The following is a 25,662-nucleotide window of genomic DNA, read 5'->3' on the forward strand; positions in this document are numbered from 1 at the left end:
TGGGGAACCCGATTCTTTCCTCAAGGGAGAATCTGATTTTGACCTTAGAGACGACACGGTCGTTGCAACTCCCAAAAGATCTGGGTGTTGCAACGACCGTTAGAACCCGCCTTTTCCGGGCGGGGCTTTTTTGCGGACTTGAAGTTGCGGACTTAGAGTTCGACGCCGAGCAGGGCGTCGACTGCGTCCCCGAACAGCGCAGCGTCCACTTCCGACGCTGCCGGGCTGCCGGCGTCGACGGCGGCCTTTGCCCATTCGTCGACCGCGGCAAGCGCGCCGGGTGCGTTCAGGTCGTTCGAAAGTTCGCCGCGCATCCGGCCCAGCAGCGCCGCAACGGTTCCGGCCGGCGCAGCGTCGCGGGCCGCGCGCCAAAGCGCAAGGCGTTCCTTCGCCGCTTCAAAGCCGTCCGCGGTCCACGACCAGTCGGCGCGGTAATGGTTGGCAAGGATCGCCAGGCGGATTGCCGCGGCTTCTTCCCCGTCGGCGCGCAACTTGGAGACCAGCACGAGGTTGCCGAGAGACTTGCTCATCTTCTCGCCGTCGAGCCCCACCATCCCGGCGTGGGTGTAGTGCCGGGCAAGCGGCACCCCGCCGATCGACCATGCGTGGCCCGCTCCCATTTCATGGTGCGGGAACACCAGATCGGATCCCCCGCCCTGCACTGTGAAGGGCGCGGGCAGGTACTCGCGGGCGATCACCGTACACTCAATGTGCCATCCGGGCCTGCCCTCCCCCAGGCTGGCGCCGGGCCAGCTCGGCTCGCCCTCACGCGCCACCCGCCACAGGAGCGGGTCGAGCGCATTCCGCTTGCCGGCACGTCCGGGGTCGCCGCCGCGTTCGGCGAACAGCGGCAGCATGTCCGCCTCGCTCAGACCGGAGACGTCGCCAAGCCGCCACGCTTCTTCACTGTCCGAATGCTTTCCGGCCTCGTCGACGTCGTAGTAGACATCGCCGTCGGGCTCGCCGCCGGTGCCGTCCACGCGGTAGGCGAGGCCGTCGGCGATCAGCTTTTCAATGGCGGGCACGATCAGCGGTATGGCCTCGACCGCGCCGACATAATGGTCCGGAGCGAGGACGTTCAGCGCCGCCATGTCGGTCTGGAACAGCTCGATCTGGCTGGCAGCGAGCTCCCGCCAGTCCACACCCGTTGCATTGGCGCGCTCCAGCAACGGATCGTCGATGTCGGTGACGTTCTGCACGTAGGACACGCGCTGTCCGCCGTCGCGCCAGGCACGGTTCAGCAGGTCGAAGGCCACGTAGCTTGAGGCATGGCCCATGTGAGTGGCGTCATAGGGCGTAATGCCGCAGACATAGAGGGATTGTTCCGCCCGGACCGGGATATCCACCATGGCGTTTTTGGCGGTGTCGAAGAGCCGCAGCTGGGGCATGGAGCCGGGAAGCTCGGGTACTGGGCGGGAGGTCCACGATTTCACAGCCTCAACGATAGTGCTAGGCGCTGATGACATTGAAACCGAGGAGCAGGTAGAGGGCGAGGCCGAGGAGGATCCGGTACCAGACGAACAAGCGGTAGCTGCGGGTGGAGACGTACTTCAGGAACCAGCCGATGATCACATAGCCCACAGCGAACGCGATCACCGTGGCGAGGGCAGTTTCAGGCAGGCCGTAGGGCCCGGTGATTCCGTCCTTGCTGAGTACCTTGTACAGCTGGTACAGGCCGCTGCCGAAGACTGCCGGAATTGCCAGCAGGAAGGAGTAGCGGGCCGCGGCTTCGCGGGTGTACCCCATGAACAGGCCGGCCGTGATCGTGCCGCCGGAACGTGAAACACCGGGAACCAAGGCCAGGGCCTGCGCGAGACCGTAGAGGATGCCGTGCTTGTAGCTGAGATGGGTGAGGTCACGTTTCTGCTTGCCCGTTGCATCAGCCACGGCGAGGATCATGCCGAAGACGATCAGCATGGTGGCCACGATCCACATGCTGCGGAAGACCGATTCGATCTGGTCCTGGAAGAGCAGGCCCAGGACGATGATCGGCAGGCTGCCCAGAATCACCAGCCAGCCCATCCGGGCGTCGGGATCATTCCTGCTGACCCTGCCCCGCAACGAGCCGAACCATGCCTGGACGATCCGGACGATGTCCCGCCAGAAAAACACGATGACGGCGGTCTCCGTACCCAGCTGGGTGATCGCCGTAAAAGCGGCGCCGGGATCGGCCGAATTGGGCAGGAAAGCGCCGACAATCCGCAGATGGGCGCTCGAGGAAATCGGCAGGAATTCGGTGAGTCCCTGTACCAGGCCGAGGAAGGCTGCTTCTATCCAGTTCACGTGAATGACCCTACGTCATGATGTCCCTGAAGTGCCCGTAAGCTAGCACCATGCAGCAGCGTTACGTCGGCAACAGCGGCCTGAGGGCCTCGGTTCTTTCCCTGGGCACCATGTCCTGGGCGCAGGAGACCGATGAGCAGGATGCAGTGGAGCTGCTCCATACTTTTGTCGACGCCGGCGGCACCGTAGTGGACACCGCGGCGTCCTACTCGGGGGGCGAAGCCGAGGCCATGCTTGGTTCCATGCTTGGTGATGTGGTTGCGCGCTCCGAACTGGTTATTTCCAGCAAGGCCGGAGCCTGGAGCAGGGAGGGCCGCCAGAGGGTGGACGCCTCGCGCGGCGCGATGCTCTCCACCCTTGATGCCAGCCTTGCGCGGCTCGGAACGGATTACCTCGACATCTGGTTCGTCCAGTGCTGGGACGGCAACGTTCCGCTCGAGGAAACCTTGTCTGCCCTGGAGCTCGCGCTGCGCAGCGGACGGGCACGCTACGTGGGCATCTCGAACTTCAACGGCTGGCAAAGTGCCAAGGCCGCCGCCGTCGCGGGGTTCCCGATCGTGGCCAACCAGTCCGAGTACTCCTTGCTTAACCGCAGTCCGGAAGCTGAACTGCTGCCCGCCGTCGAAGATGCGGGGCTCGGCCTCATTGCCTGGGCTCCGCTGGGCCGCGGCGTGCTGAGCGGAAAATACCGCGGGCAGATTCCCGCCGGGTCCCGCGCGGCCGGCGACCGCCTGGCCGGCTATGTGGGCAAGTACCTTGAAGCAAGGGATGCCCGGGTGGTCGAGGCGGTGCAGATGGCGGCAAAGGGCCTGGGCCGGTCGGCCGTTGATGTCTCACTGGCATGGCTGCTGAACCGTCCGGCCGTGGCCACTGCGGTGGTGGGGCCGCGGGACGCGGTCCAGTTGAAGGAACTCCTCGACGCCAAGCCTGCGCCACTTCCGGCCGAAATCGCGCGGGCGCTGGAAGACGTCTCCGCCTAGCTGCGGCGCTACTGGAGGCTACTGGGCCGTCCTACAGATCGCGTTTATTGATCGAGGATTTCCAGTTCGTCTTCGTCGAGCAGTTCGTCATCTTCGTCATCGCCGTCGTCCTCTTCGTCGAAGACCTGCAATGGCGTGACTTCCGCGTAAGCCTCGTACAGGGCATCTTCGTAAACTTCAAAGGCGTCCGCGACGGCAAAGAACGCCGCTTCGACGGTAGGATCGCCTTCACCCCGGCGGGCGGAAGCGGCAACGAGATGCTCCTCCAAAGCTGCTGTCAGTGACTGAAGCGCGACACGCGGATCGATGCTCATGACTTCACGTTAGCCCGAAAAAGACGAAAATGGAGAGGGATGAGGGAACAAATTCTAGGCAGTTCCGTGGAACGCCAAAGGGACAACGCAAGGCAGTACGAATACCTGGTACTGACAGTGTCGCCTGACGATTCCGTGCCGGATGCCCGCCGCCGCCTCGTTGAACACTCCGAGTACGGCAAGTGGGAACTGGAGCGCAGCGTGCTCTACATGGGCGGCGGCCGCCGTTACTGGATGCGCCGGAGGGTGTTCAGCGTCCAGCGCACCGTCTAGTGCTTGCCGCTTCCGGGGTCAACGCTCCAGCGGCCCGAGCCAGGCATTGGCCACCGTGTTGTGCGCGGACTCATCGTTGGACGGATGGAAGATCCCGGCCAGCACGTCCCGGTACAGCCGTTCGAGCTCCGCTCCCCTGAAGTAGCTCGCACCCCCGGATACGCGGATGGCGGTGTCCACCACCGCGCGGGCGGTTTCCGTGGCACGCAGCTTCAGGCCCACCAGCTTCGCAAACCAAAGGCTTCCGTGGTCCGCCCCGGTATCCACGTCACGGGCGAGGCCCGCCAGCTGCGTCTGCACGGATTCCAATGCCATGGCGGCGTCGGCGATTTTCCAGCGGATGTCCGGATCCTGGGCGAAGCTCCGCCCGCCGAACTTGGCCGAAGTACGGCGTTTGACAGCGTCCAGGGCGAGCTCGAAGGCGCGCTCTGCCAGGCCGGTGTAGACGGCGGCAAGGAGGGTTTCGAAGCAGGCAAAGATCGCGAATATCAGGGGATCCTGGTTGGGGCCGGGCGGCAGCTTCCGGAAGATCCGTTCCGGGGGAATCACTGCACCCTCGAGCAGTGTCGAGTTGGACTGGCTGGCACGCATGCCGAGCGTATCCCAGTCCTCGGCGGTGGAGTGCCCCGGCGCTTCCCGGTTGAGGATTCCGAAGACCAGTTCGCCGGCGCCGTCCCGGGCGGAACTGTCCTTGCCGAAGGTTCCCAGGCGGGTCCATGCCGGTGAGAGGCTTGTGAAGATCTTACGTCCGGTGAAGCTGTACCCGCCGTCCGCCAGCGGCGTTGCAACGGTACCGGAATCGAAAAGCATGGAGTCATTGCCGGCCTCCGAGATTGCGAAGCCGAACACCTCACCCCGCCCCGCGTCCTCCAGCACGAAGGAAAGGGAATTGTCGCCCAGGCTGGCCAGGACGCGCGCGACGCCGGTCCACACCAAGTGCATGTTCACTCCGAGCGCCGTGGCGGGCGCCGCCCCGGCAAGCCGGCGCTGCAGGGCGGCGACCTCAGCAAGCCCGAGGCCGCGTCCGCCGTCGGACTCCGGAACGAAAAGCTTCAGGTAGCCGGCGTCGGCCAGTTCCCGGAGGTCTTCATGGAAGAAGGCATTGTCCCGGTCATAGCCTGCTGCCCGGGAGCGGATCCGTTCCAGCAGTTCGTCCGGCAAGATGTCCTCGGGGATCACGGCGGGCTCCTAGTAGTTGCTCAGAAGCCTGTTCAGGACCCGTGTCCCGAACTTCAGGGATTCGGCGGGGACGCGTTCGTCCACACCGTGGAACATGCCGGTGAAGTCGAGTTCGTCCGGGAGCATCAGCGGGGCGAAGCCGTATCCGGTAATGCCGATCTTGCTCAAGGACTTGTTGTCGGTTCCGCCGGAGAGCGTGTAGGGAAGGACCTTCGCGCCCGGGTCCTCGGCGTGCAGGGCATCGATCATGGAGTCCACGAGGTTGCCCGCGAACGGCACTTCGAGCGAGACATCGCTGTTGACGTAGCTGACCTCAACGCCTTCGCCTGCCAGCTGTTTGATGGTCTCGAAGACGAGTTCCTGCTGTCCGGGCAGCGTGCGGCAATCCACGAGGGCCTCGGCGGACTCCGGGATCACGTTGTGCTTGTACCCCGAACGCAGCAGGGTGGGGTTGGAGGTATTCTGCAAGGTGGCGCCCACGAACCGTGCCACCGTGCCGAGTTCCTTGAGAAGGAGATCCGGGTTGTCGGCGTCGAATTCGACGCCGGTGAGTTCGGTGACCCCGTCCAGGAACTGCCGTGTAGTGGGCGTCAGTTCGATCGGCCACTGGTACTCGCCGATCCTGGTGACGGCCCCGGCAAGCCGGGTGATGGCGTTGTCCGTGTTGATTTGGGAGCCGTGGCCTGCCCGGCCGTGCGCCATGAGGCGGAGCCAGGAAATGCCCTTCTCCGCGGTCTGCAGAAGGTAGGTGCGCTTGCCGCCGATTGTTGCCGAAAACCCGCCGACCTCGGAAATCGCTTCAGTGGCGCCGTCGAACAGTTCGCGGCGGTGCTCGACGGCGTAGCGCGCCCCGTAGGTACCGCCGGCCTCCTCGTCGGCGAAGAATGCGAAGACGATGTCGCGCTTGGGTTTGCGTCCGCTGCGCGCGAAGTCGCGCATCACGGAAAGGATCATGGCGTCCATGTCCTTCATGTCCACGGCGCCGCGGCCCCAGATCAGGCCGTCCTTCAGTTCGCCGCTGAAGGGGTCCACCGTCCATTGGTCCTTGAGCGCGGGAACGACGTCGAGGTGGCCGTGGACCACCAGGGCGCCGGCCGAAGAATCCTCGCCGGCCATCCGGGTGACGACGCTCGCCCGGCCGGGTGCGGACTCGAAGATTTCGACGTCGAGGCCCACTTCGCTGATCAGTCCGGCGGTGTACTCCGCCGCGGCCCGCTCACCCGGCCCCGAGTCGTCGCCGAAATTCGAAGAGTCTATCCGGATGAGTTCCTGGCAGATCCGGACAACTTCGTCTTCGGGGCGGATCTCAGTCATGGAACTCTCCTTGCTGGGTTCGGGGCACGTTCATCCGGCTGCACAGCATGGCAGGCGCGGCACTCCCCAGCCTACCTACGCGCGGGCGGGTGCAGGGGCAGGGCGTTGATGTTTCCTCTGCCGCGGAATGCCCGGGCGCCTGCCGGCGCGCGCCCTCGGCACGTCAGCGCCGGAAACACGCCTAATGCGTGGAATTCATGAGACATGAGTCACATTGGCGGAAATTGCAAAAATTCGTCATTAAACAAACGAGGCGGAAAAACAACGAGGCCCGAATTCATCAATTGAATTCGGGCCTCGTATTTGTGCGCGGAGGGGGACTTGAACCCCCACCCCCTTTCGAGGACTAGCACCTCAAGCTAGCGCGTCTGCCATTCCGCCACCCGCGCAGGTGGTATTCGGAGCATCCTCAACGCCTTGCGGCGCTTTGCTTTCCTCCGAAGCAGCGAGAAAAACTCTAACACGGTTCGCGGCGATTAAAAAATCGGGAGGCGGCGGATGGCGCCGGAAATGCCGGTGCCCGTGATCGTCCGGCGGCGGACGCACCCCAAGCAAACGGAACGCCCGTGGCGGGAGGCCCGGTTAATCCAGGGCCGCCACCGAACCCCTGAAATGGCGACGGCCGCCGCGCGGGTTCCACCCCGCGAAGTCCGAACGGGACCACTGCCCCGCATCGTCGCGGGACGTGCTGATTTCCAGCGCCACGCGGGCCGGGAGGAAAACCGGGGTCTCGAAGGCGACCTCCCAGCTGAAGGCATCGCTCCTGGCCGGTCCAACCTCAGCGAGGGCCCGTGACGCGAGGTACATGCCATGGGCGATTGAGCGCTTCAGTCCCAAGGCTTTAGCTGACAGCACACTCAGGTGAATCGGATTGAAGTCACCGGAGACGCCCGCATAGGTTCGTCCCGCATCCACGCCAAGGGTCCACAGGGCAGTGGGGTCGGGTGGGCTGAACGGGGTGTCAGTGCGGGCCGCCTGGACGCCGTTCTTGTCCGTTCCCGGGAGGAAGAAGCCTTTGGCGAGGTAGGCGGACACCCCCTTCCACAAAAGGCCGCCGTCGGTGCCCCTTACTTCGGCCACCAGGTCCACCAGGGTCCCCGCCCGGTGGCCGCGCAGGTTCTCGACCACCGCCGTGATGTCCAGGGGTTCCGAAAAGTGAACGGCCCGGTACTGCTCCACCCGGTTCTCCAAGTGGATCATGCCCAGGAGCGGGAGCGGGAAATCGTCCCGGTTCAGCACGCTCATTGCAACAGGGAAGCACAACGCATGAATGAAGCCGGCAGGCAGGTAATCCCCGGCACTCTCGCCGAGCAAGTGCTGAAAGGCCGTCAGCTTTTCGACATCGACTTTTACGTCGCGGAGTTCGTGCCGGACGCGGGGAAGGACAGCGGCCGGCCGGACGCCGGAAATCCGCCGCCGTGCCGCCGTTGCCGCCGCGTTCAGGTAGAGCATGGACAGCGCCGGCGCCTCCTGCAGGAGTACCGTCTCGCCGGCGTCACCGCCTGTCTCCGGGCTCATGCGCCCACCAGGTTTTGTCCGCAAACCCGCAGCACCTCGCCGGAGATTCCGCCGGCGGCATCCGAGGCCAGGAATGCAATGGCCTCTGCGACGTCGCCGGGGGCGCCGCCCTGCTGCAGCGAGTTCAGCCGGCGCGCGACTTCCCGGGTCAGGAGCGGGATCCGGGCGGTCATTTCTGTTTCGATGAAACCGGGGGCCACCGCGTTGATGGAGCCGCCGCGGGCAGCCAGGAGGGGTGCGCTGGCGCGGACCATGCCGATCACGCCGCCCTTGGACGCGGCGTAATTGCTTTGGCCGCGGTTGCCGGCGATGCCGCTGGTGGATGCCACGGACACGATCCGCGGCGCCACGGGAAGGGCCGCTGAACCGAGGACGGCGTCGTTGATGCGCAGCTGCGCGGCGATGTTTACGGCGATGACCGAGCGCCAGCGTCCTTCGTCCATGTTGGCCAGGAGCTTGTCCCGTGTGATGCCCGCATTGTGGACGAGGACGTCGAGGCTTCCGTGCCGTTCCAATGCATGGTGGATGATCCGCTCCCCGGCGCCGGGGACGGTGATGTCCAACTGCAGGGCCGTTCCCTTCACCTCGTTGGCGACCTCCGCCAGGTGGTCCCCCGCCATGGGAACGTCGACGGCCACGATCGTGGCGCCGTCGCGGCGAAGGGTCCGCGCTATGGCGGCACCGATCCCCCTGGCTGCCCCGGTAACGACCGCGACCTTCCCTTCGAGCGGCTTGTCCGGGTCGCCGGGCTGCCTGCCGGAAGCCGTCGAAACGGCAAGGAACTGGCCGTCGACGAAGGCGGAACGGCCGGAGAGGAAGAAACGCAGCGCGCCCAGCGCTCCCGGGCTTTGGGGCTCTGCATCGCTGCCGAGCAGGATGCCGTTGGCCGTGGCCCCGTCACGAAGTTCCTTGGCCAACGAGCGCACCAGCCCGTCGATGCCCTGGCGGGCAGCCGCTTCGGCCGGATCCGTTGCTGATTCCGCCGCGCGTGAAACGGCGACGACCCGCCCGCCGGGGGCAAGGTCACGCAGGGAGCGGGCACCAGTCAGCACGGGGATTTCAAGGTCCTCCGGCCGCCGGACATCGTCCAGCATCAGGATGATGGCCCCGAGCTTTTCCTTGGGCAAGGCGTTGCGCCGCACGTCCAGGCCCCACGAGAGGAGTTCCGCCGCCAGGGCTTCCGCTCCCCGTCCTTGGCCCTCATCCTGCCTGCCGATAACGAGCACAGGCCCGGGCACCAGCGGGTCGCCCGCCTTGTACCTGCGCAATTCGACCGGCCGGGGCAAGCCGAGCCTCCCTGCGAGGTCGCGGCCCAATCCGTGGCTGACGAATTGTGTGTACTTGTCGCTCATGCCTGCTCCCCCTCCGCAGCCGGGTACGCCTCGAGAATGGCCACCACGCCCTGTCCGCCTGCCGCGCAGATGGAAATCAGGCCCCGGGTCGGGCGCCCGTCCACGACGCCGCGGTCGTGGAGCATTTTCGCCAGGGAGGCAACGATGCGGCCGCCGGTTGCGGCGAATGGGTGGCCGGCCGCGAGCGAGGAACCATTGACGTTGAGCTTGTTGCGGTCGATTGAGCCGTACGCACCCGGAAGGCCGAGCCTTTCGCGTCCGAACTCCTCGTCTTCCCAGGCAGCAAGGGTGCTGAGCACGGTGCCCGCGAATGCTTCGTGGATTTCAAAGAAGTCGAAGTCCTCGAGGGTGAGTCCGTTGCGGGCCAGGAGCCGCGGCACCGCGAACGCCGGCGCCATCAGCAGACCGTCCTTGCCATGGACGAAGTCGACGGCCGCGGCCTCTCCGTCCAGGACGGTGGCCAGCTTGGGCAGGCCCCTTTGGTCCGCCCATTCTTCGCTCCCCAGCAGCACTGTGGCCGCGCCGTCGGTGAGCGGTGTGGAGTTCCCGGCCGTCATGGTCGCTTCAGTGCCAAGGGTCTTGCCGAACACGGGCTTCAGGGTGGCGAGCTTCTCCAGGGAAGTGTCCGGGCGCAGGTTCGAATCCCGGTTCAGGCCCCGGTAAGGGGTGAGCAGGTCGTCGAAAAAGCCGCGATCATACGCTGCAGCGAGGTTGTGGTGGCTGTTGTAGGCGAGTTCGTCCTGGGCTTCGCGGGTGATCTTCCACTGCGCCGTGGTGAGTGCCTGGTGCTCGCCCATCGACAGGCCTGTGCGGGGCTCACCTGTATCCGGGGCATCCGGTGCGATGTCCTTGGGACGGAGCCGGGACAACGCCTTCAGGCGCGCCGGAAGCGTCTTGGCGCGGTTGAGATCGAGCAGCACTTCGCGCAGCCCTTCGCTGACGGCGATCGGGGCGTCGGAGGCCGAGTCCACGCCACCGGCCACCGCGGAATCGATCTGGCCCAGCTTGATCTTGTTGGCCAGTCCGAGCACGGTCTCCAGGCCCGTGGCACAGGCCTGCTGCAGATCGTAGGCGGGGGTTTCCGCGGACAGGGCCGAACCAAGGACGGCTTCACGAGTCAGGTTGAAGTCCCGGGAATGCTTCAGCACGGCACCTGCGGCAACCTCTCCGAGCCGCTCCCCCTGCAGGCCGAAACGGGCAATCAATCCGTCCAGTGCGGCGGTGAGCATGTCCTGGTTGGAGGACCGCGTGTATGCGCCGCCGCTGCGGGCGAAGGGAATCCTGTTGCCGCCGATGACCACCGCCCTGCGGAGGCCGCTCGCTTCAGGCGAACGCCGTCCCTGCTGCTGCTGCGCGTGGCTTTCTTCCGGTGACAGTGCTGCTTCGGGCATCCGTTGCTCCTTCGCTCGTTCGGGTTACTGATACCCAGCGTACCTGATACGCTGGGTATCGTGAACAGCGTCACAGCATCCAAGCAAGCCCCATCCAAGCAAGCGGCCGCGGGCTCCGCCGGCAACGCCGGAACGGGGCCGGCGGATTTCGTTGCGCCCGCCGTCGACGGCCGTGCAGCCCGCTGGCAGGGGCACCGGGAAGAGCGCCGTCGGGACTTGATCAAAGCAGCACGCAAAGCCGTCCACACGCTGGGCCGCGACGCCTCCATGGAGGACATTGCGGCAGCGGCCGGCACCTCGAAGCCGGTGTTCTACCGATACTTCGGCGACAAGGCCGGGCTCCAGCAAGCCATGGGGGAAGTGGTCCTGGCCCAGATGCAACGGAAGATGAAGGAGGCGTTGGCTACTGCCACGACGGCACGCGAGGGCCTGTTCGCGATGGTTTCTGCTTATCTGCAGATGGCCGAGTCGAGCCCGAATGTCTACGCCTTCGTTACCCGGTTGCCGCACGGCGACGCCGGCCAGCAGGATGCGATCGCGGCCTCCGGCGCCTTGGGGCACTTCTTCGAATCGGTCAGCGCCATGATGGCCGCCCCGATGCGCGAACACCTCGGTCCCGACGCCGAGATCCTGATCGGCTATTGGCCGACGGCAGCCATCGGCATGGTGCGCAATGCCGGCGAGCTGTGGCTCAGTTCCCCGGCCTCCCCCGCCAAGCCCGATCAGCACGCCATGGCCGCGCACATCACCGATTGGCTCTGTGTTGGGATCGCGCCCGGGAGCAGAGCCGCGCAGAACCAGCAATGACCAAAGCCAGCAATGACCCACCGTTTGGAAACCGCGAAGGAATCACATGACTGAAGTAGTGGACCGCGCCGCATCCGGCATCAAGCCCGCCGGATCCGGAAACGCCGGCGCGCCGGCCGTCGATGTCGCAGCGCTCGGCGAACAGTTGCTCGGCCGCTGGGCGGATGTCCGCCGTACGGCCCGCGAGCTGGCCGCCCGCCCCGAGGTGCACAAGATCGAGGGTTTGACCCACACGGACCACCGGAAGCGCGTGTTCGCGCAACTGGGCTACCTGGTGGAGAACAATGCCGTGCACCGGGCTTTTCCCGCGCGGCTGGGCGGCTCGGACGACCATGGCGGGAACATCGCAGGGTTCGAAGAGCTGGTCACGGCGGATCCGTCGCTGCAGATCAAGGCCGGCGTCCAATGGGGCCTTTTCGGCTCAGCTGTCCTTCACCTTGGCACGGCCGGGCACCACGACAAGTGGCTGCCCGGCATCATGAGCCTGGAGATCCCGGGCTGCTTCGCCATGACCGAAACCGGCCACGGCTCTGATGTTGCCAGCATCGCCACTACGGCCACCTACGACGAGGCCGCGCAGGAATTCGTCATCCATACGCCGTTCAGGGCCGCGTGGAAGGACTACATCGGCAACGCTGCGAACGATGGCCTCGCCGCCGTCGTCTTCGCCCAGCTTGTGACCCGCAACGTCAACCACGGTGTCCACGCCTTCTACGTCCCGCTGCGCGACCCGCAGAGTAAGGAATTCCTCCCCGGCATAGGGGGCGAGGACGACGGCGTCAAGGGCGGGCTCAACGGCATAGACAACGGCCGCCTGCACTTCAGCAACGTGCGGATCCCGCGGACGAACCTGCTTAACCGCTATGGCAGCGTCTCCCCCGAGGGCGAATACAGCTCGCCGATCGCCAGCCCCGGCCGGCGCTTCTTCACCATGCTCGGGACCCTGGTGCAGGGCCGGGTGTCACTGGATGGCGCCGCCGTGGCCGCGAGCAAGGTCGCGCTGAAGGCAGCCATCCAATACGCCAGCGAACGGCGCCAGTTCAACTCCTCCTCCCCCGTGGAAGAAGAGGTGTTGCTCGACTACCAGCGCCACCAGCGGCGCCTGTTCACCCGCCTCGCCACCACCTACGCGGCAGGGTTCGCCCACGAGCAGCTCTTGGCGAAGTTCGATGGCGTCTTTTCCGGAAAACAGGACACCGACGCCGACCGGCAGGATCTTGAAACACTTGCCGCCGCGCTCAAACCGCTGAGCACATGGCACGCCCTGGACACCCTCCAGGAATGCCGCGAAGCGTGCGGCGGAGCCGGCTTCCTGATCGAGAACCGCTTCGCCTCGCTGCGCTCCGACCTCGACGTCTATGCCACCTTCGAAGGCGACAACACGGTACTGCTCCAGCTCGTGGCAAAGCGGCTGCTGGCGGACTACGCCAAGGAATTCCGTTCCGTGGACTTCGGTGTGCTTGCCCGCTTCGTGGTGTCGCAGGCCGCAGACGTCGCACTACACCGCACGGGCCTGCGTCAGGTGGCCCAGTTCGTCGCCGATACCGGTTCCGTGCAGAGGGCCGCGTTGGCCCTGCGGGACGAGGAAGGCCAGCGCACCCTCCTGACGGACCGGGTGCAGTCGATGGTCGCCGAGGTCGGCTCGGCACTGAAGGGCGCGAACAGGCTGCCCCAGCACCAGGCGGCGGCCTTGTTCAACCAGCATCAGGACGACCTCATCGACGCCGCCCGCGCCCACGCGGAACTCTTGCAGTGGGAGGCCTTCACCGAAGCGCTCGCCTCGGTGAAGGACCCGGGCACCCTGCAGGTGCTGACCTGGCTGCGCGACCTCTTCGGTCTGTCCCTGATCGAGACCCACCTGTCCTGGTACCTCATGAACGGCCGGCTTTCGATGCAGCGCGGGCGGACTGTCGGCGCCTACATCAACCGGCTGCTGGTGAAAATCCGCCCGCACGCCCTCGACCTGGTGGACGCCTTCGGATACGGTCCGGAACACCTCCGTGCAGCCATCGCCTCGGGAGCCGAGCAGCAGCGCCAGGACGAGGCACGCGACTACTTCCAGGCACAACGGGCCAGCGGCTCCACCCCGGTGGAGGAAAAGAACCTCCCGGCGATCAAACGCTGAATCGCGCTCAAACGCTGAATCGCCGGAAGTAGAAAACAGCGACGGCGGCGCCGCACCTACGCAAGATTGCTTGCCGAGGTGCGGCGCCGCCGTCGTCCTTCTACCGGTCGGTTCCTTGCCTAGCGGAGCCCGGGCTTATCGAGCACCGAGCGGTAGACCTCAAGGGTGGTCTGGGTGATCGATTCCCACGAGAAATGGACTTCGGCCCGGGCCCGGCCGGCGACGCCCATGGCCTTCGCGCGCTCGGGGTCTGATACCACCTCGGTGAGGGCCGCAGAGAAGTCTGCCACGAACTTCTCCGGATCCAGCGGGGTGCCCGTCCCGTCGGTCACCTGCTCCAGTTCCACCAACAGGCCTGTTTCGCCGTGGTTGACGACCTCCGGGATGCCGCCGGTGGCGCTGGCGACTACCGCGGCACCGCAAGCCATGGCTTCGAGGTTCACGATGCCGAGCGGTTCGTAAATGGACGGGCAGGCGAAGGCCGTGGCGTGGCTCAGGACCTGGATGAGTTCCTTGCGCGGCAGCATGCGTTCGATCACGATGACGCCGTCCCGTCTGCCCTGCAGGTCTTCGATCAGGGCTGCGGTTTCGGCGGCGAGTTCCGGAGTGTCCGCGGCCCCGAGGCAAAGGACCAGCTGGACGTCGTCCGGCAGCTTGGACGCGGCACGGAGCAGGTAGGGCACACCCTTCTGGCGGGTGTTGCGTCCGACGAACACCACACTCGGCTTGGCCGGATCGATGCCCAGGGCACGGACATGTTCCTCGCCGGCATCGGGCTGCCACAGCTCCACGTCGATGCCGTTGTGGACCACGCGCACCTTGGCGGGATCGACCTCCGGGTAGCTGCGCAGGATGTCCTGCCGCATGCCCTCGGACACGGCGATGATCGCGGCCGCCGCTTCGTAGGCGGTCTTCTCCACCCAGGAAGAGAGCGCATAACCGCCGCCGAGCTGCTCCGCCTTCCACGGGCGCAGCGGCTCCAGGCTGTGCGCACTGAGGACGTGCGGAATCCCGTGCAGCAGCGATGCGAGATGGCCGGCCATGTTCGCGTACCAGGTATGCGAATGCACGAGGTCCGCCCCGGCGATGTCGGGCACGATCCGCAGATCGACGCCCAGCGTCTGAACGGCGGCGTTGGCCGCGGAGAGATCTTCCGGCGTCGAATATGACGTCACAGTTGCCCCGTGGAAGTCGGCGTCGCGGGGTGCGCCGAAAGCGCGGACCTGCAACTCGACATGTTTGGCAAGGACCCGGCTGAGCTCGGCAACATGCACTCCGGCACCGCCGTAGATCTCGGGAGGAAATTCTTTAGTCACAATGTCTACGCGCATGGTGCCTAACGTAGTCGTTCCCCGGTATCTGTTCTAGTGTGAAGGAGTCCGGCAGCCCGGGCTCTCGGGGGGCTTCAAGACGTACAGGGAGAAATACACCAATGGCGTTGAAAAAAGTATTGGCGATCGTATTGGCTGGCGGCGAAGGGAACCGCCTCATGCCACTGACGGCGGATCGGGCTAAACCGGCGGTGCCGTTCGCCGGCGGGTATCGATTGATAGATTTCGCGTTGTCGAACCTGGTCAATTCGGGGTACCTGCAGATCGTTGTGCTCACTCAATACAAGTCGCACAGCCTTGACCGCCATATTTCGGAAACGTGGCGCATGTCCACTCAGCTCGGCAGGTATGTCGCCTCGGTTCCGGCCCAGCAGCGCGTGGGCAAGAGCTGGTTCCTCGGCAGCGCCAACGCGATTTACCAGTCGCTGAACCTGATCCATGACGCCAACCCGGACATCGTCGTGGTGGTCGGCGCGGACCACGTCTACCGGATGGACTTCTCGCAGATGGTGGAGCAGCACATCGCCAGCGGGGCCAAGGCCACCGTCGCCGCCGTGCGCCAGCCGCTGTCCATGGCCAACCAGTTCGGTGTCATCGAAGTGGACCAGAACGATCCCCAGAAGATCTCGGCCTTCGTCGAGAAGCCGGCCGAAACCGCCGGCCTCGAGGCGGATCCCAGCCAGTTCCTGGCCTCCATGGGCAACTACGTCTTCGACGCCGACGCCCTGGTGGATGCGCTCCGCCTCGACGCCGAGCGCCTGGACACCAAGCACGACATGGGCGGAGACATCATTCCCTATTTCGTGGGCAAGGGCGAAGCCGGCGTGTACGACTTCACGCTCAACGACATCCCGGGATCCACTGAACGCGACCGCACCTACTGGCGCGACGTAGGGACCATCGATTCGTTCTATGACGCCCACATGGACCTCATTTCGCCCGTGCCGGTGTTCAACCTCTACAACTCCGAATGGCCGATCTACACGCGCCAGAGCATTTCCCCGCCCGCCAAGTTCGTGCGCGGAGAAAACCAGACGGTGGGCTCGGCGTTGGATTCGATCGTGGCCAGCGGCGTGGTGGTTTCCGGGGGCATCGTGGAGGGTTCCGTGCTCGCCAACGACGTCTACGTAGGCACCGCCAGCCGGGTCCAGGACTCCGTGTTGATGGATAAGGTCCGCATCGGTGAAGGCGCCGTGGTCAACCGGGCGATCGTCGACAAGAACGTCCAGATCCCGGCCGGCGCCGCCATCGGCCTCGATCCGGAACTGGACCGGGCCCGCGGCTTCAAGGTTACCCAGTCCGGGATCACCGTCCTCGCCAAGGGGCAGCTGGTCCCGGAACCCGAGGAAGCTGAGCTGGCGCTTTCCGCCGAGTACCGGCGCACCCTGCCGAAGGCCGTCAAGGCAGTAACCGAGGGCCTTCCCGAAGCCCGTGAGTCCTTGGAGAAGACCGCCGAAGCCCAAGCGACCGCCGTCTAGCTCCCGACGGCCGGGCGCCGATAAGAAGCAGCTGCTCCCCGTGCACCGCGCGGGAGGCAGCTGCTTTTGAGGCCCTTCCGCGGGCCTGTAAAATCGGAGCAATGAGCTCCGAGTTGACCCCTGATGAGATCCAGGCCTGCCTTAAGGTCCTGAACACGATCCACGCCTACGACGAGGAGCACCCGGACTACCTCGCCGTCCGCCGTGCCACCGGCAAGATGTTCAAGGCGGTCAAGCGCCACCGCCGGGTCACCAAGCGGGATTCCATCGCCGAAGCGGACCGCGCCGTGATGGCCTTGACCGCGACAGCGGCTCCCGACCGGATCGACGACGAAACCCGCGGCAACAAGCTCGCCAGCTCGGCCACCGGTGAGATCGCCGGACACCTGATCCGTTCCCGGCCCTGCTACATCTGCAAGCAGCACTACACCCAGGTGGACGCCTTCTACCACCAGCTCTGCCCGGAGTGCGCCGCCTTCAGCCACGGCAAGCGGGACGCCCGGACGGACCTGACAGGCCGCCGCGCCCTCCTCACCGGCGGGCGGGCCAAGATCGGCATGTACATCGCCCTGCGGCTTCTGCGGGACGGTGCCCACACCACCATCACGACGCGCTTCCCCAAGGACGCCGCCCGCCGATTCGCCGCGATGGAGGACAGCGCCGAGTGGCTGCACCGCCTAAAGATCGTCGGGATCGACCTGCGCGACCCGTCGCAGGTTATGGCACTGACGGACTCGGTGAATGCGGCCGGCCCGCTGGACATCATCATCAATAACGCGGCCCAGACGGTGCGTCGCTCCGGCAACGCCTACAAGCCCCTCGTGGATGCGGAGGACGAGCCGCTGCCTGCGGCCCTGCAGGCCGGCAACGGTGGCCCTGAGCTCGTCACCTTCGGCCACGCCCACGACAAGCACCCCCTGGCCATTGCCCACACCGTCAGGGAACACCCGGTCCTGGCCGGGGATGCCATCACCTCGCTGGCGTTGTCCACGGGCTCCGCTTCGCTGGAACGCATCGCCACCGGCACGGCCATCGACGCCGGCGGCCTGGTCCCGGACCTTGCTACGGTGAACAGCTGGACGCAGGTGGTGGACGAGGTGGACCCGCTGGAAATGCTTGAGGTCCAGCTGTGCAACGTCACCGCGCCGTTCCTGCTGGTGAGCCGGCTGCGCGAGGCCATGAAGCGCTCCACCGCGCGCCGGAAGTACATCGTGAACGTCTCCGCCATGGAAGGGCAGTTCTCCCGGGTCTACAAGGGTCCCGGCCACCCGCACACCAATATGGCGAAGGCGGCGCTGAACATGATGACGCGTACCAGTGCCCAGGAAATGCTGGACAGTGACGGCATCCTCATGACCGCTGTGGACACCGGCTGGATCACCGATGAACGCCCGCACTACACGAAGGTCCGGCTCATGGAGGAGGGCTTCCACGCCCCGCTGGACCTGGTGGACGGCGCGGCCCGCGTCTACGATCCCATCGTCATGGGTGAGCAGGGCGTGGACCAGTTCGGGGTCTTCCTCAAGGATTACAAGTCCTGCCCCTGGTAAGCCAGACAACAAACAAAAAGGGACAGCCCAAGGGCGGGAGCCGGATCATCCGGCGCCCGCCCTTTGGCTTTGTCTCCCAGCCTCAGGCCAGGCGGGTGACCTCCACGGTCACGGTCAGGGCCGATCCCCCGCCACCGGACAGGATGCCCTTCAGCGGCGGCACGTCGCGGTAGTCCCGGCCGCGCGCCACGGTCACGTGGTGGTCACCGGCCGGCTTGTGGTTGGTAGGGTCCCAGCTGCGCCACTCGCCGTCCCACCACTCCAGCCACGCATGGGACTGGCCGGCCACGGTCTCGCCGATTTCCGCCGTCGAACGCGGATGGATGTAGCCGGAAACGTAACGCGCCGGAATACCGCAGCTGCGCAGCGAGCCGATCGCCAGGTGTGCCAGGTCCTGGCAGACGCCCTGGCGCTGGGTCCATGCCTGCTCGGCATTCGTGGTCACCCCGGTGCTGCCCTTCATGTAGGTCATCTCGCCGCGCATCCATTCGAAGACGGACATGGCGGAGTCGTGCGGGTTCCGGCCCGCCACCACCCCGGGGATGATGGACAGGACTTCGTCACCGGGACCGCTCAGCCGGGACTGCGGAAGCCAGTCGCTGAACTGGTCCCGCACGGCGTCGGAGTCGAGCGTTTCCCAGTCGACAATCTGCTCCGGCAGCGCAATCTTCTCGACCCGGTGCACCTCGACGGTGCTGGTGGCCACGACTTCCAGCCGTTCGTGGGGCATCTGCATGTCGAAAGCGGTGACGCGGGTGCCCCAGTAGTCGCGGTAGCTGCTGACGGCAGCCTGCGACGGCGTGATCTTCAGCGACGATTCCAGGACCACCTGCTGGGGGTCCGTCAGCGGGGTCATCCGGGCTTCGTTGTAGGACAGGGTGACGCGCTTGTTGTACTTGTACGCGGTCTTGTGGACGATGCTCAGCCGGGTCATGAAACTTCTCCCACCCAGGCCAGTTCATCCGCCTGATTGAAGTACTTACGGGAAATGGCGTCGGAGGCCTGCGTGACGGCCTTCTGCACACGGTCCATGTGCTCCGGAAGCTCGGCCATGAGGTCATCCGTGCGGTGGAATTCCAGGAAGGTCCTGGCCTGGCCCACGATCCGGCGGGCGTCGTTGATGAAGCCGACGCGCTGGGCCGAAGGGTCAAGCTTGGCCAGGCACTCGTCGGCGTCACGCAGCGCGTACACGATGGAGCGCGGGAACAGCCGGTCCAGGAGCAGGAACTCCGCGGCGTGCTGGTCGCCGAAGGCTGCCCGGCGGGTGCGCAGGAAGGACTCGTATGCACCGGCGCAGCGCAGCATGTTCACCCAGGACATGCCCGCCGAGAGCACGTCCCGGGTGGAGAGCATGCGGGCTGTCATGTCGGCGCGTTCCAGGGACCGGCCGAGGACCAGGAAGAGCCAGCTTTCGTCGTGGCTGACCGTGGTGTCGGCGAGGCCGCGGACCATCGCAGTGCGTTCCAGGACCCAGTTGCAGAACCGGTAGGTGCCCACCACGTCCTTGCGGTGCTGGTTCAGCCCGTAGTAGGTGGTGTTGAGGCATTCCCACAGGGAGGAGGACACAGTTTCGCGGGCGCGCCGGGCGTTCTCGCGCGCGGCCCCGAGGGATCCGGCGATCGAGGAAGCGCTGGACTTGTCGTAGGCCAGTGCGTGGAGCAGCTCCGGCAGGCCGAACTCCTCGCTCTGCGGCCGCGCGCCCATCACCGCCAGCAGCTCACGGGCGACGCTGCGCTGCTCGTCGAGCGGCAGGTGGTTCAAGCGCTCCAGGTGGACATCCAGGATCCGGGCGGTGCCGTCGGCACGCTCCACATAGCGGCCGATCCAGAAGAGTGACTCGGCGATACGGCTCAGCACGGGCCTGCCTCCTTGGCGTTCGGGGTCTTGTCAAAAGTACGGGCGGGCTGGAAGGAGCTCATTGCTGTTCCTGCTCCGACTGGCGGTCCCGCCAGTTGCTTTCCACGGGCCAGACCGACACCTGCTCGCGGACGCTGATGCTCGGCCGCAGAAGGTCCGGGCCGGTCAGCTGCGGGGAATCGGAAAGCACCCAGGTGTCCTTCGAGCCGCCGCCCTGGCTGGAGTTCACGATCAGCGAGCCCTCCTTGAGGGCCACGCGGGTGAGCCCGCCGGGCAGCACCCAGACGTCGTCGCCGTCGTTCACGGCAAAGGGGCGCAGATCCACGTGGCGGGGGCCGAACTTGTCTCCGGAAAGCGTCGGCACGGTGGAGAGCTGCAGCACGGGCTGCGCGATCCAGCCGCGCGGGTCCGCCAGGATCCGTTGGCGCAGGGCGTCGAGTTCGTCCTTGGATGCGGCCGGGCCGATCACGAGACCCTTGCCGCCGGAACCGTCCACCGGCTTGACGACCAGTTCATCCAGGCGGTCCAGGACGTGTTCGCGGGCTTCCTTCTCTTCGAGCCGGAAGGTGTCCACGTTGGCGATGACCGGCTCTTCGTGCAGGTAGTACCGGATCAGGTCCGGAACGTAGCTGTAGACCAGTTTGTCGTCGGCGACGCCGTTGCCCACCGCGTTGGCGATGGTGACCCCGCCGGCGCGGGCGGCGTTGACCAGCCCCGGGCAGCCGAGCATGGAATCGGAGCGGAACTGCAGCGGATCGAGGAAGTCGTCGTCGATGCGCTTGTAGATGACGTCCACGCGCTGTTCGCCGGCGGTGGTGCGCATGTAGACGCGGTTGCCGCGGCAGATGAGGTCGCGGCCCTCCACCAACTCCACGCCCATGAGGCCGGCCAGGAGGGTGTGTTCGAAGTATGCGCTATTGAACACCCCCGGGGTGAGGACGACGACGGTGGGATCGTCGACGCCGGACGGTGCGGTCTTGCGCAGCGCGGACAGCAGCCGGCGCGGGTATTCCTCGACGGGACGGATGTGCTGCTGGCCGAACGCTTCGGGCAGGCCCTTGGCCATTGCGCGGCGGTTCTCCAGCACGTAGCTGACGCCCGAGGGCACCCGGACGTTGTCCTCGAGGACGCGGAAGGTGCCGGCGGCGTCGCGGACGACGTCGATGCCGGAGACGTGCACGCGCACCCCGCCCGCGGGCTCGAACCCATGCACGGCCCGGTGGAAGTGGGCGCTAGTGGTGACAAGCTGGCGCGGGATGACGCCGTCGGATACCACGGACATGCGGCCGTAGACGTCGTCGAGGAAGGCTTCGAGGGCCCGCACGCGTTGGGCGACCCCTCGTTCCAGGGTCTCCCATTCGTCGGCGGGAATCACCCGGGGCACGATGTCCAGCGGGAAGGGCCGCTCCTCCCCCGCGTAATCGAAGGTGACGCCGCGGTCCAGGAAGGTCCGCGCCATGGAGTCGGCACGGGCACTGACGTCTGCCAGTGACAGCTCCTTCAAGGCCCCTTCGACCTGGCCGTACGATCTCCTGGCGATCTGGCCCGGCGCGAACATCTCGTCATAGGCACCGGAACGTGCCACGGCCTCGGAATAATCCTGGAATAGCTCTGACATGGGACTCAGGTAATCACCTATTCATTACGGGCGCATTTCACGCCGATTATGTGACGCACTTCACGTCCTCACCGCTGCGGAACCGGCGCCGGATGAGCACGCTTGTTCCGGTGTTTCCCGGCTCCGTAGCTGCCAATATATACCTGCCCGACGGTATGTACCGGTGGCCGGCCGCGCCGCCCCGGCCGAGCCCGTGCGTGATTAGATAAGTGAGTGTCGAACCTCACCCGCGATGAAGCAGCCGCCCGGTCCGCACTGGTGAGGACCCACCGGTACGACGTCTCGCTGGATGTGCGGCACGCTGCGGACCCCGCCGTCGGGGGTTACACCAGCCGAACCTTCATCGCCTTCTCGGCGGCTCCGGGCTCGGACACTTTCCTCGATTTCATCCACGGCGGCGTGCACAGCGTCTTCCTGAACGGCAAGCAACTGGACCTTGCGTCCGCCGTCGACGGCAACCGGATCCACCTGCGGAACCTGGGCGCCGATAACGAGGTGATCGTCACCGGCACCGCCTTATACAGCCGCTCCGGCGAAGGCATGCACCGCTTCTTCGATCCCGCGGACGGCAAGTGTTACGTCTATACCCAGTACGAGCCGGCCGATGCCCGGCGCGTGTTCGCGAATTTCGAACAGCCGGACCTGAAGGCGCAGTTCACTTTCCATGTCACGGCACCGTCGGACTGGCACGTGGCCTCCAACGGCGCGGAGTCAGGCCGCGCCCCGCTGGCCACCGATCCGGGCGCCAGCACCTGGGACTTCGTTACCACCAAGCGCATGTCCACCTACATCACCTCGGTCCTGGCGGGGCCGTACTTCCGCGCCGAGGACAGCTGGAGCACGGTGCTCGACGACGGCGCCCGGCTTGAGGTGCCGCTGGCCCTGTACTGCCGCGCGTCACTGGCCGGGTCGTTCGACGCCCCGGAAATCTTCACGCTGACGAAGGCCGGGCTGGACTTCTTCAACCGGCTCTTCGACTACCCCTATCCCTGGGGCAAGTACGAGCAGGCGTTCGTCCCCGAGTACAACCTCGGCGCCATGGAGAACCCTGGCCTGGTGACCTTCACCGAAAAATACGTCTTCACTTCCCGCGCCACCGACGCGCAGTACGAGGCCCGGGCCAACACGCTGATGCACGAGATGGCGCACATGTGGTTCGGCGACCTGGTGACCATGCGCTGGTGGGACGACCTGTGGCTCAAGGAATCCTTCGCCGATTTCATGGGGACACTGGGCGTGGACCGGGCAACCTCGTGGGAATCGGCGTGGGTGAACTTCGCCAACAAGCGGAAGGCCTGGGCCTACCTGCAGGATCAGCTTCCCACCACCCACCCGATCGTCGCGGACATCCCGGACCTGGAAGCGGCGAAGCAGAACTTCGACGGCATCACCTACGCCAAGGGCGCCTCCGTACTGAAGCAGCTGGTGGCGTACGTCGGCTTCGAGGCTTTCATTGAGGGTTCCCGCCGGTACTTCCGTGAACACGCATTCGGCAACACCTCCCTGGCCGAGCTGCTGGAGGCGCTGGAGGCGGCCTCCGGCCGGGACCTCGGCGGCTGGAGCCGGCAATGGCTGCAGACCTCCGGCATCTCCACCCTGACCGCAGAGGTGACCGATGGCCCCGACGGCACCATGGACTCCGTGATCCTGCGCCAGGACTCCCTTGACCCGGCCACGGGCCGGCAGGTACACCGGCCGCACCGGCTCAGGCTGGGCCTCTACGACTTTGACGGCGTCTCCGGTGCGCTGCGGCGGACGGACAGCCTGGAGCTCGACGTCGAGGGGCAGCTGACTGCGGTGGCCGCCCTGGCGGGCAAGCCACGCCCGGCCCTGCTGCTGGTCAACGACGAGGACCTCAGCTACGCCAAGGTCCGCCTCGATGCCCGGTCCGAGTCCACGGTCCGCGAGGCCCTGGACAGGATCGACGATCCGATGGCGCGGGCGCTCTGCTGGACTGCGCTCTGGGATTCGGCCCGCGACGCCGCGACCCCGGCGGAACTGTACGTCGCCGCCGTCGAACACTTCGCCCCGGCCGAAAGCGGCGTCGGCGTGCTGCTGAACATCCTGGCCAATGCTGCGACGGCGGTGGAACGCTATGTCCCTGCCGCGCGGCGGGACCGGGTGCGCAGCGGCCTGCTCAACACGGCAGCGGACCGCCTCCGGGATTCGATACCCGGCTCCGACCAGCAACTGGCCTGGGCGCGCTCGCTCGCCGGATTGTCCCGGCACGACGGCGGCCAGCTCCCGCTGCTCCGCGGGCTGCTGTCCGGGACGGAGGAGATAGCGGGCCTGGCCGTGGACGCCGAGCTGCGCTGGAGCCTCTGGCAGGCCCTCGCCGCCAACGACGCGGCGACGACCGCTGAACTCGACGCGGAACTGGCGAAGGATGCCACAGCCTCGGGACGGGAAGGCCATGCACTCGCGTCTGCGGCGAGGCCTGATGCCGGCGTGAAGGCCGTGGCCTGGAAAGCCGCCGTGGAGTCGACGGAACTGTCCAACGAGATCCTGGCGGCCACGATCGCCGGCTTCATGACGGCGCCCGCCGGCCTGCTGGACGCCTACATCGAACCGTACTTCGACTGCTTGGAGCGGGTCTGGCGGGAGCGCAGCATTGAGATCGCCGGCCGGATCGTGCGCGGTCTGTTCCCGGCCGGGCAGGACCTCCAGGAAGGGGCGGCGCCTGAGGACCACCCCGTGCTGCGCAGCACGGACGACTGGCTGGCCGCGCACGCGGAGGCGCCCCGGGCGCTGCGCCGGATCGTCCTGGAGCAGCGCGACCACCTGCTGCGGTCCCTGCGCGCGCAGGCCGTGTCACGTCCTGCAGGCTAGGGAATGCGGTATAGCCATTCGTCGGTGCCGAACTTGCTCCGCACGCGTTCCTGCGCCGTGGCCAGTTCGGCGTCGGTGATGCGCGATTCCACGGCACCGTAGCGTTCGGCGAAGACTTCCTGCATCGCCTTGATGATGGCATCCCGCGGCAGGCCGCTTTGCCTGCGCAACGGGTCCACCCGCTTCTTCGCGCTGCGCGTTCCCTTGTCGGAGAGCTTTTCCTTGCCGATCCGCAGCACCTCGACCATTTTGTCGGCGTCGATGTCGTAGCTCATGGTGACGTGATGCAGCATTCCGCCGTTGGCCAGGCGCTTCTGTGCCGCTCCGCCGATCTTTCCCTGCTCCGTGGCGATGTCGTTCAGGGGCACATAGAAGGCCGTGATCCCAAGCTTTTCCAGCGCCGCCATCACCCAGGCGTCCAGGAAGGCGTAGGAGTCAGCGAAGCTGATGCCGTCCACCAGGGTCTGCGGCAGGTAGAGGGAGTAGGTGATGCAGTTGCCCGCTTCCATGAACATGGCACCCCCGCCGCTGATGCGGCGCACCACCGTGATCCCGTGGCGCGCGACGCCGTCGGGGTCCACTTCGTTGCGCACCGACTGGAAGCTGCCGATCACCACCGAGGGCTCCTCCCAGTCCCAGAAGCGCAGGGTGGGGTTGCGGCGCCCGGCCCCGACTTCCTCGGTGAGGACTTCGTCGAGGGCCACATTTACGTGGGTGGGAAGGACCGACGGCGGAATCACCTCCCACTGATGGTCCAGCCAGCCAGTGGCTTTGGACAGAGCACGGCGGACCGCCACCGCCACAGCTTCGGCGGAAAAGCCGAACAGGACGGCGTCCGCCGGCAGCGCTGCGGTCACGGCGGCGGCCAGTTCGCCCGGCGTCGACTCCGCAGGCTGGCCGGTGAGGGCGCGGTTGATGTCCTGCAACGCTTCGTCCGGTTCGAGGAAGAAGTCGCCGCTGACAGAGACCTCCGCCAGCCTGCCGTCAACCACCCGGCAATCCACCACGACGAGCTTGCCGCCGGGAACCTTGAATTCGCCGTGAAGGCGGCCGGCGTCGGACCCTTGGGAATCAAGACGGGAAGTCATGTCCACCATCCTGCCCGAAAACAACTCTGACCATTAACAGCAGAGCCCGCGTCCCTTGGCGGGACGCGGGCTCTGCCGGGTGACTTTGATGAAGTCGATTACTTCTTGGCGCCGAAGCCCTTGAAGCGAGCGTTGAAGCGCTCGACACGGCCTGCGGAGTCCATGATGCGCTGCTTGCCCGTGTAGAACGGGTGGGACTCGGAGGAGATTTCGACGTCGATGACCGGGTAGGTGTTGCCGTCTTCCCACTCGATGGTCTTGGAGGAAGACACGGTGGACTTGGTCAGGAACTTGACGCCGGAAGCCAGGTCGTTGAAAACAACAGCTTCGTACTTCGGGTGGATATCAGACTTCATAATTGGACCTTTGTTCGCG

Annotated in this window: 21 protein-coding genes and 1 tRNA gene; 7 read left to right on the forward strand and 15 right to left on the reverse strand. The window is 66.2% G+C overall.

Annotated features, from left to right (window positions below; all coding sequences use genetic code 11):
* Positions 1 to 152: 152 nt before the first annotated feature.
* Positions 153 to 1,433, reverse strand: a complete 1,281-nt coding sequence (gene mshC / locus ACNQPB_RS08315) for a cysteine--1-D-myo-inosityl 2-amino-2-deoxy-alpha-D-glucopyranoside ligase (RefSeq protein ID WP_498750739.1) — start codon at positions 1,431 to 1,433, stop codon at positions 153 to 155.
* 16 nt (positions 1,434 to 1,449) lie between these two features.
* Entirely contained in the window at positions 1,450 to 2,283 is an 834-nt protein-coding gene (locus ACNQPB_RS08320; protein ID WP_498750741.1) for an undecaprenyl-diphosphate phosphatase, read from the reverse strand.
* A 50-nt stretch (positions 2,284 to 2,333) separates the two neighbouring features.
* On the opposite strand from ACNQPB_RS08320, the gene ACNQPB_RS08325 reads away from it, so the two are divergent.
* Positions 2,334 to 3,263: an aldo/keto reductase gene (locus tag ACNQPB_RS08325; RefSeq protein ID WP_498750743.1), complete on the forward strand. Its 930-nt coding sequence runs from the start codon at positions 2,334 to 2,336 to the stop codon at positions 3,261 to 3,263.
* A gap of 44 nt (positions 3,264 to 3,307) precedes the next feature.
* Here ACNQPB_RS08325 and ACNQPB_RS08330 read toward each other — a convergent pair whose 3' ends face one another.
* Positions 3,308 to 3,577 carry a hypothetical protein gene (locus ACNQPB_RS08330; protein ID WP_498750745.1) on the reverse strand — a complete coding sequence of 90 codons (270 nt, stop codon included), beginning with the start codon at positions 3,575 to 3,577 and terminating at the stop codon, positions 3,308 to 3,310.
* 39 nt (positions 3,578 to 3,616) lie between these two features.
* Between ACNQPB_RS08330 and ACNQPB_RS08335 the strand changes: the two genes are divergently transcribed.
* Positions 3,617 to 3,850 carry a DUF5703 family protein gene (locus ACNQPB_RS08335; protein WP_498750747.1) on the forward strand — a complete coding sequence of 78 codons (234 nt, stop codon included), beginning with the start codon at positions 3,617 to 3,619 and terminating at the stop codon, positions 3,848 to 3,850.
* Positions 3,851 to 3,868: 18 nt separating this feature from the next.
* Here the strand turns inward: ACNQPB_RS08335 and ACNQPB_RS08340 are convergent, their stop codons facing one another.
* From ACNQPB_RS08340 to ACNQPB_RS08365, 6 genes are all read right to left on the reverse strand, one after another.
* Complete coding sequence (locus tag ACNQPB_RS08340; protein ID WP_498750749.1) at positions 3,869 to 5,029, reverse strand: acyl-CoA dehydrogenase family protein; 1,161 nt, start codon at positions 5,027 to 5,029, stop codon at positions 3,869 to 3,871.
* 9 nt (positions 5,030 to 5,038) lie between these two features.
* Complete coding sequence (locus tag ACNQPB_RS08345; RefSeq protein WP_498750751.1) at positions 5,039 to 6,343, reverse strand: M20/M25/M40 family metallo-hydrolase; 1,305 nt, start codon at positions 6,341 to 6,343, stop codon at positions 5,039 to 5,041.
* A 306-nt stretch (positions 6,344 to 6,649) separates the two neighbouring features.
* A tRNA-Leu gene (locus ACNQPB_RS08350) sits at positions 6,650 to 6,732 on the reverse strand.
* A gap of 193 nt (positions 6,733 to 6,925) precedes the next feature.
* Positions 6,926 to 7,861, reverse strand: a complete 936-nt coding sequence (locus tag ACNQPB_RS08355; protein WP_498750753.1) for a MaoC family dehydratase — start codon at positions 7,859 to 7,861, stop codon at positions 6,926 to 6,928.
* Positions 7,858 to 9,213: a 3-oxoacyl-ACP reductase gene (locus tag ACNQPB_RS08360; RefSeq protein ID WP_498750755.1), complete on the reverse strand. Its 1,356-nt coding sequence runs from the start codon at positions 9,211 to 9,213 to the stop codon at positions 7,858 to 7,860. The genes ACNQPB_RS08355 and ACNQPB_RS08360 overlap by 4 nt, the downstream gene beginning before the upstream one ends.
* Positions 9,210 to 10,604: an acetyl-CoA C-acetyltransferase gene (locus ACNQPB_RS08365; RefSeq protein WP_498750757.1), complete on the reverse strand. Its 1,395-nt coding sequence runs from the start codon at positions 10,602 to 10,604 to the stop codon at positions 9,210 to 9,212. The genes ACNQPB_RS08360 and ACNQPB_RS08365 overlap by 4 nt, the downstream gene beginning before the upstream one ends.
* A gap of 60 nt (positions 10,605 to 10,664) precedes the next feature.
* Between ACNQPB_RS08365 and ACNQPB_RS08370 the strand changes: the two genes are divergently transcribed.
* Together ACNQPB_RS08370 and ACNQPB_RS08375 are read left to right on the forward strand one after the other, a co-directional pair.
* A complete protein-coding gene (locus ACNQPB_RS08370; RefSeq protein ID WP_498750759.1) occupies positions 10,665 to 11,411 on the forward strand; it encodes a TetR family transcriptional regulator in 747 nt (248 codons plus the stop codon).
* A gap of 46 nt (positions 11,412 to 11,457) precedes the next feature.
* The gene (locus tag ACNQPB_RS08375; protein WP_498750761.1) at positions 11,458 to 13,536 is read left to right on the forward strand and encodes an acyl-CoA dehydrogenase family protein; all 2,079 of its coding nucleotides are present in this window, start codon (positions 11,458 to 11,460) and stop codon (positions 13,534 to 13,536) included.
* Positions 13,537 to 13,655: 119 nt separating this feature from the next.
* Here the strand turns inward: ACNQPB_RS08375 and glgA are convergent, their stop codons facing one another.
* On the reverse strand, positions 13,656 to 14,867 hold the full coding sequence (gene glgA, locus ACNQPB_RS08380; protein WP_498750763.1) for a glycogen synthase: 1,212 nt from the start codon (positions 14,865 to 14,867) through the stop codon (positions 13,656 to 13,658).
* Between the two features lie 101 nt (positions 14,868 to 14,968).
* Between glgA and glgC the strand changes: the two genes are divergently transcribed.
* The gene (gene glgC / locus ACNQPB_RS08385; RefSeq protein ID WP_498750764.1) at positions 14,969 to 16,345 is read left to right on the forward strand and encodes a glucose-1-phosphate adenylyltransferase; all 1,377 of its coding nucleotides are present in this window, start codon (positions 14,969 to 14,971) and stop codon (positions 16,343 to 16,345) included.
* Positions 16,346 to 16,446: 101 nt separating this feature from the next.
* Complete coding sequence (locus ACNQPB_RS08390; protein ID WP_498750765.1) at positions 16,447 to 17,895, forward strand: SDR family NAD(P)-dependent oxidoreductase; 1,449 nt, start codon at positions 16,447 to 16,449, stop codon at positions 17,893 to 17,895.
* 82 nt (positions 17,896 to 17,977) lie between these two features.
* Here ACNQPB_RS08390 and ACNQPB_RS08395 read toward each other — a convergent pair whose 3' ends face one another.
* Genes ACNQPB_RS08395 through ACNQPB_RS08405 form a run of 3 tightly spaced genes read right to left on the reverse strand, consistent with a single transcriptional unit; the run spans position 17,978 to position 21,370 of the window.
* Positions 17,978 to 18,829 carry a transglutaminase family protein gene (locus tag ACNQPB_RS08395; RefSeq protein ID WP_498750767.1) on the reverse strand — a complete coding sequence of 284 codons (852 nt, stop codon included), beginning with the start codon at positions 18,827 to 18,829 and terminating at the stop codon, positions 17,978 to 17,980.
* Entirely contained in the window at positions 18,826 to 19,752 is a 927-nt protein-coding gene (locus tag ACNQPB_RS08400; protein ID WP_498750769.1) for an alpha-E domain-containing protein, read from the reverse strand. The genes ACNQPB_RS08395 and ACNQPB_RS08400 overlap by 4 nt, the downstream gene beginning before the upstream one ends.
* Before the next feature lie 58 nt (positions 19,753 to 19,810).
* Positions 19,811 to 21,370, reverse strand: coding sequence for a circularly permuted type 2 ATP-grasp protein (locus tag ACNQPB_RS08405; RefSeq protein ID WP_498750771.1), 1,560 nt, complete (start codon positions 21,368 to 21,370; stop codon positions 19,811 to 19,813).
* A gap of 213 nt (positions 21,371 to 21,583) precedes the next feature.
* Here ACNQPB_RS08405 and pepN point away from each other — a divergent pair, with 213 nt between their 5' ends.
* Positions 21,584 to 24,199 (forward strand): aminopeptidase N, encoded by a 2,616-nt coding sequence (gene pepN, locus ACNQPB_RS08410; RefSeq protein ID WP_498750772.1) that lies wholly within the window; start codon positions 21,584 to 21,586, stop codon positions 24,197 to 24,199.
* On the opposite strand, the gene lplAB is transcribed toward pepN, so the two are convergent.
* Both lplAB and ACNQPB_RS08420 read right to left on the reverse strand, forming a co-directional pair.
* Positions 24,196 to 25,296, reverse strand: coding sequence for a lipoate-protein ligase LplAB (lplAB, locus tag ACNQPB_RS08415; RefSeq protein WP_498750774.1), 1,101 nt, complete (start codon positions 25,294 to 25,296; stop codon positions 24,196 to 24,198). The genes pepN and lplAB overlap by 4 nt on opposite strands.
* An 89-nt stretch (positions 25,297 to 25,385) precedes the next feature.
* Positions 25,386 to 25,643 (reverse strand): type B 50S ribosomal protein L31, encoded by a 258-nt coding sequence (locus tag ACNQPB_RS08420; protein ID WP_074589571.1) that lies wholly within the window; start codon positions 25,641 to 25,643, stop codon positions 25,386 to 25,388.
* Between the last annotated feature and the right edge of the window lie 19 nt (positions 25,644 to 25,662).

Origin of the sequence: Curtobacterium sp. LFS079, assembly GCF_047977865.1 — a bacterium.
Lineage (GTDB): Bacteria > Actinomycetota > Actinomycetes > Actinomycetales > Micrococcaceae > Arthrobacter.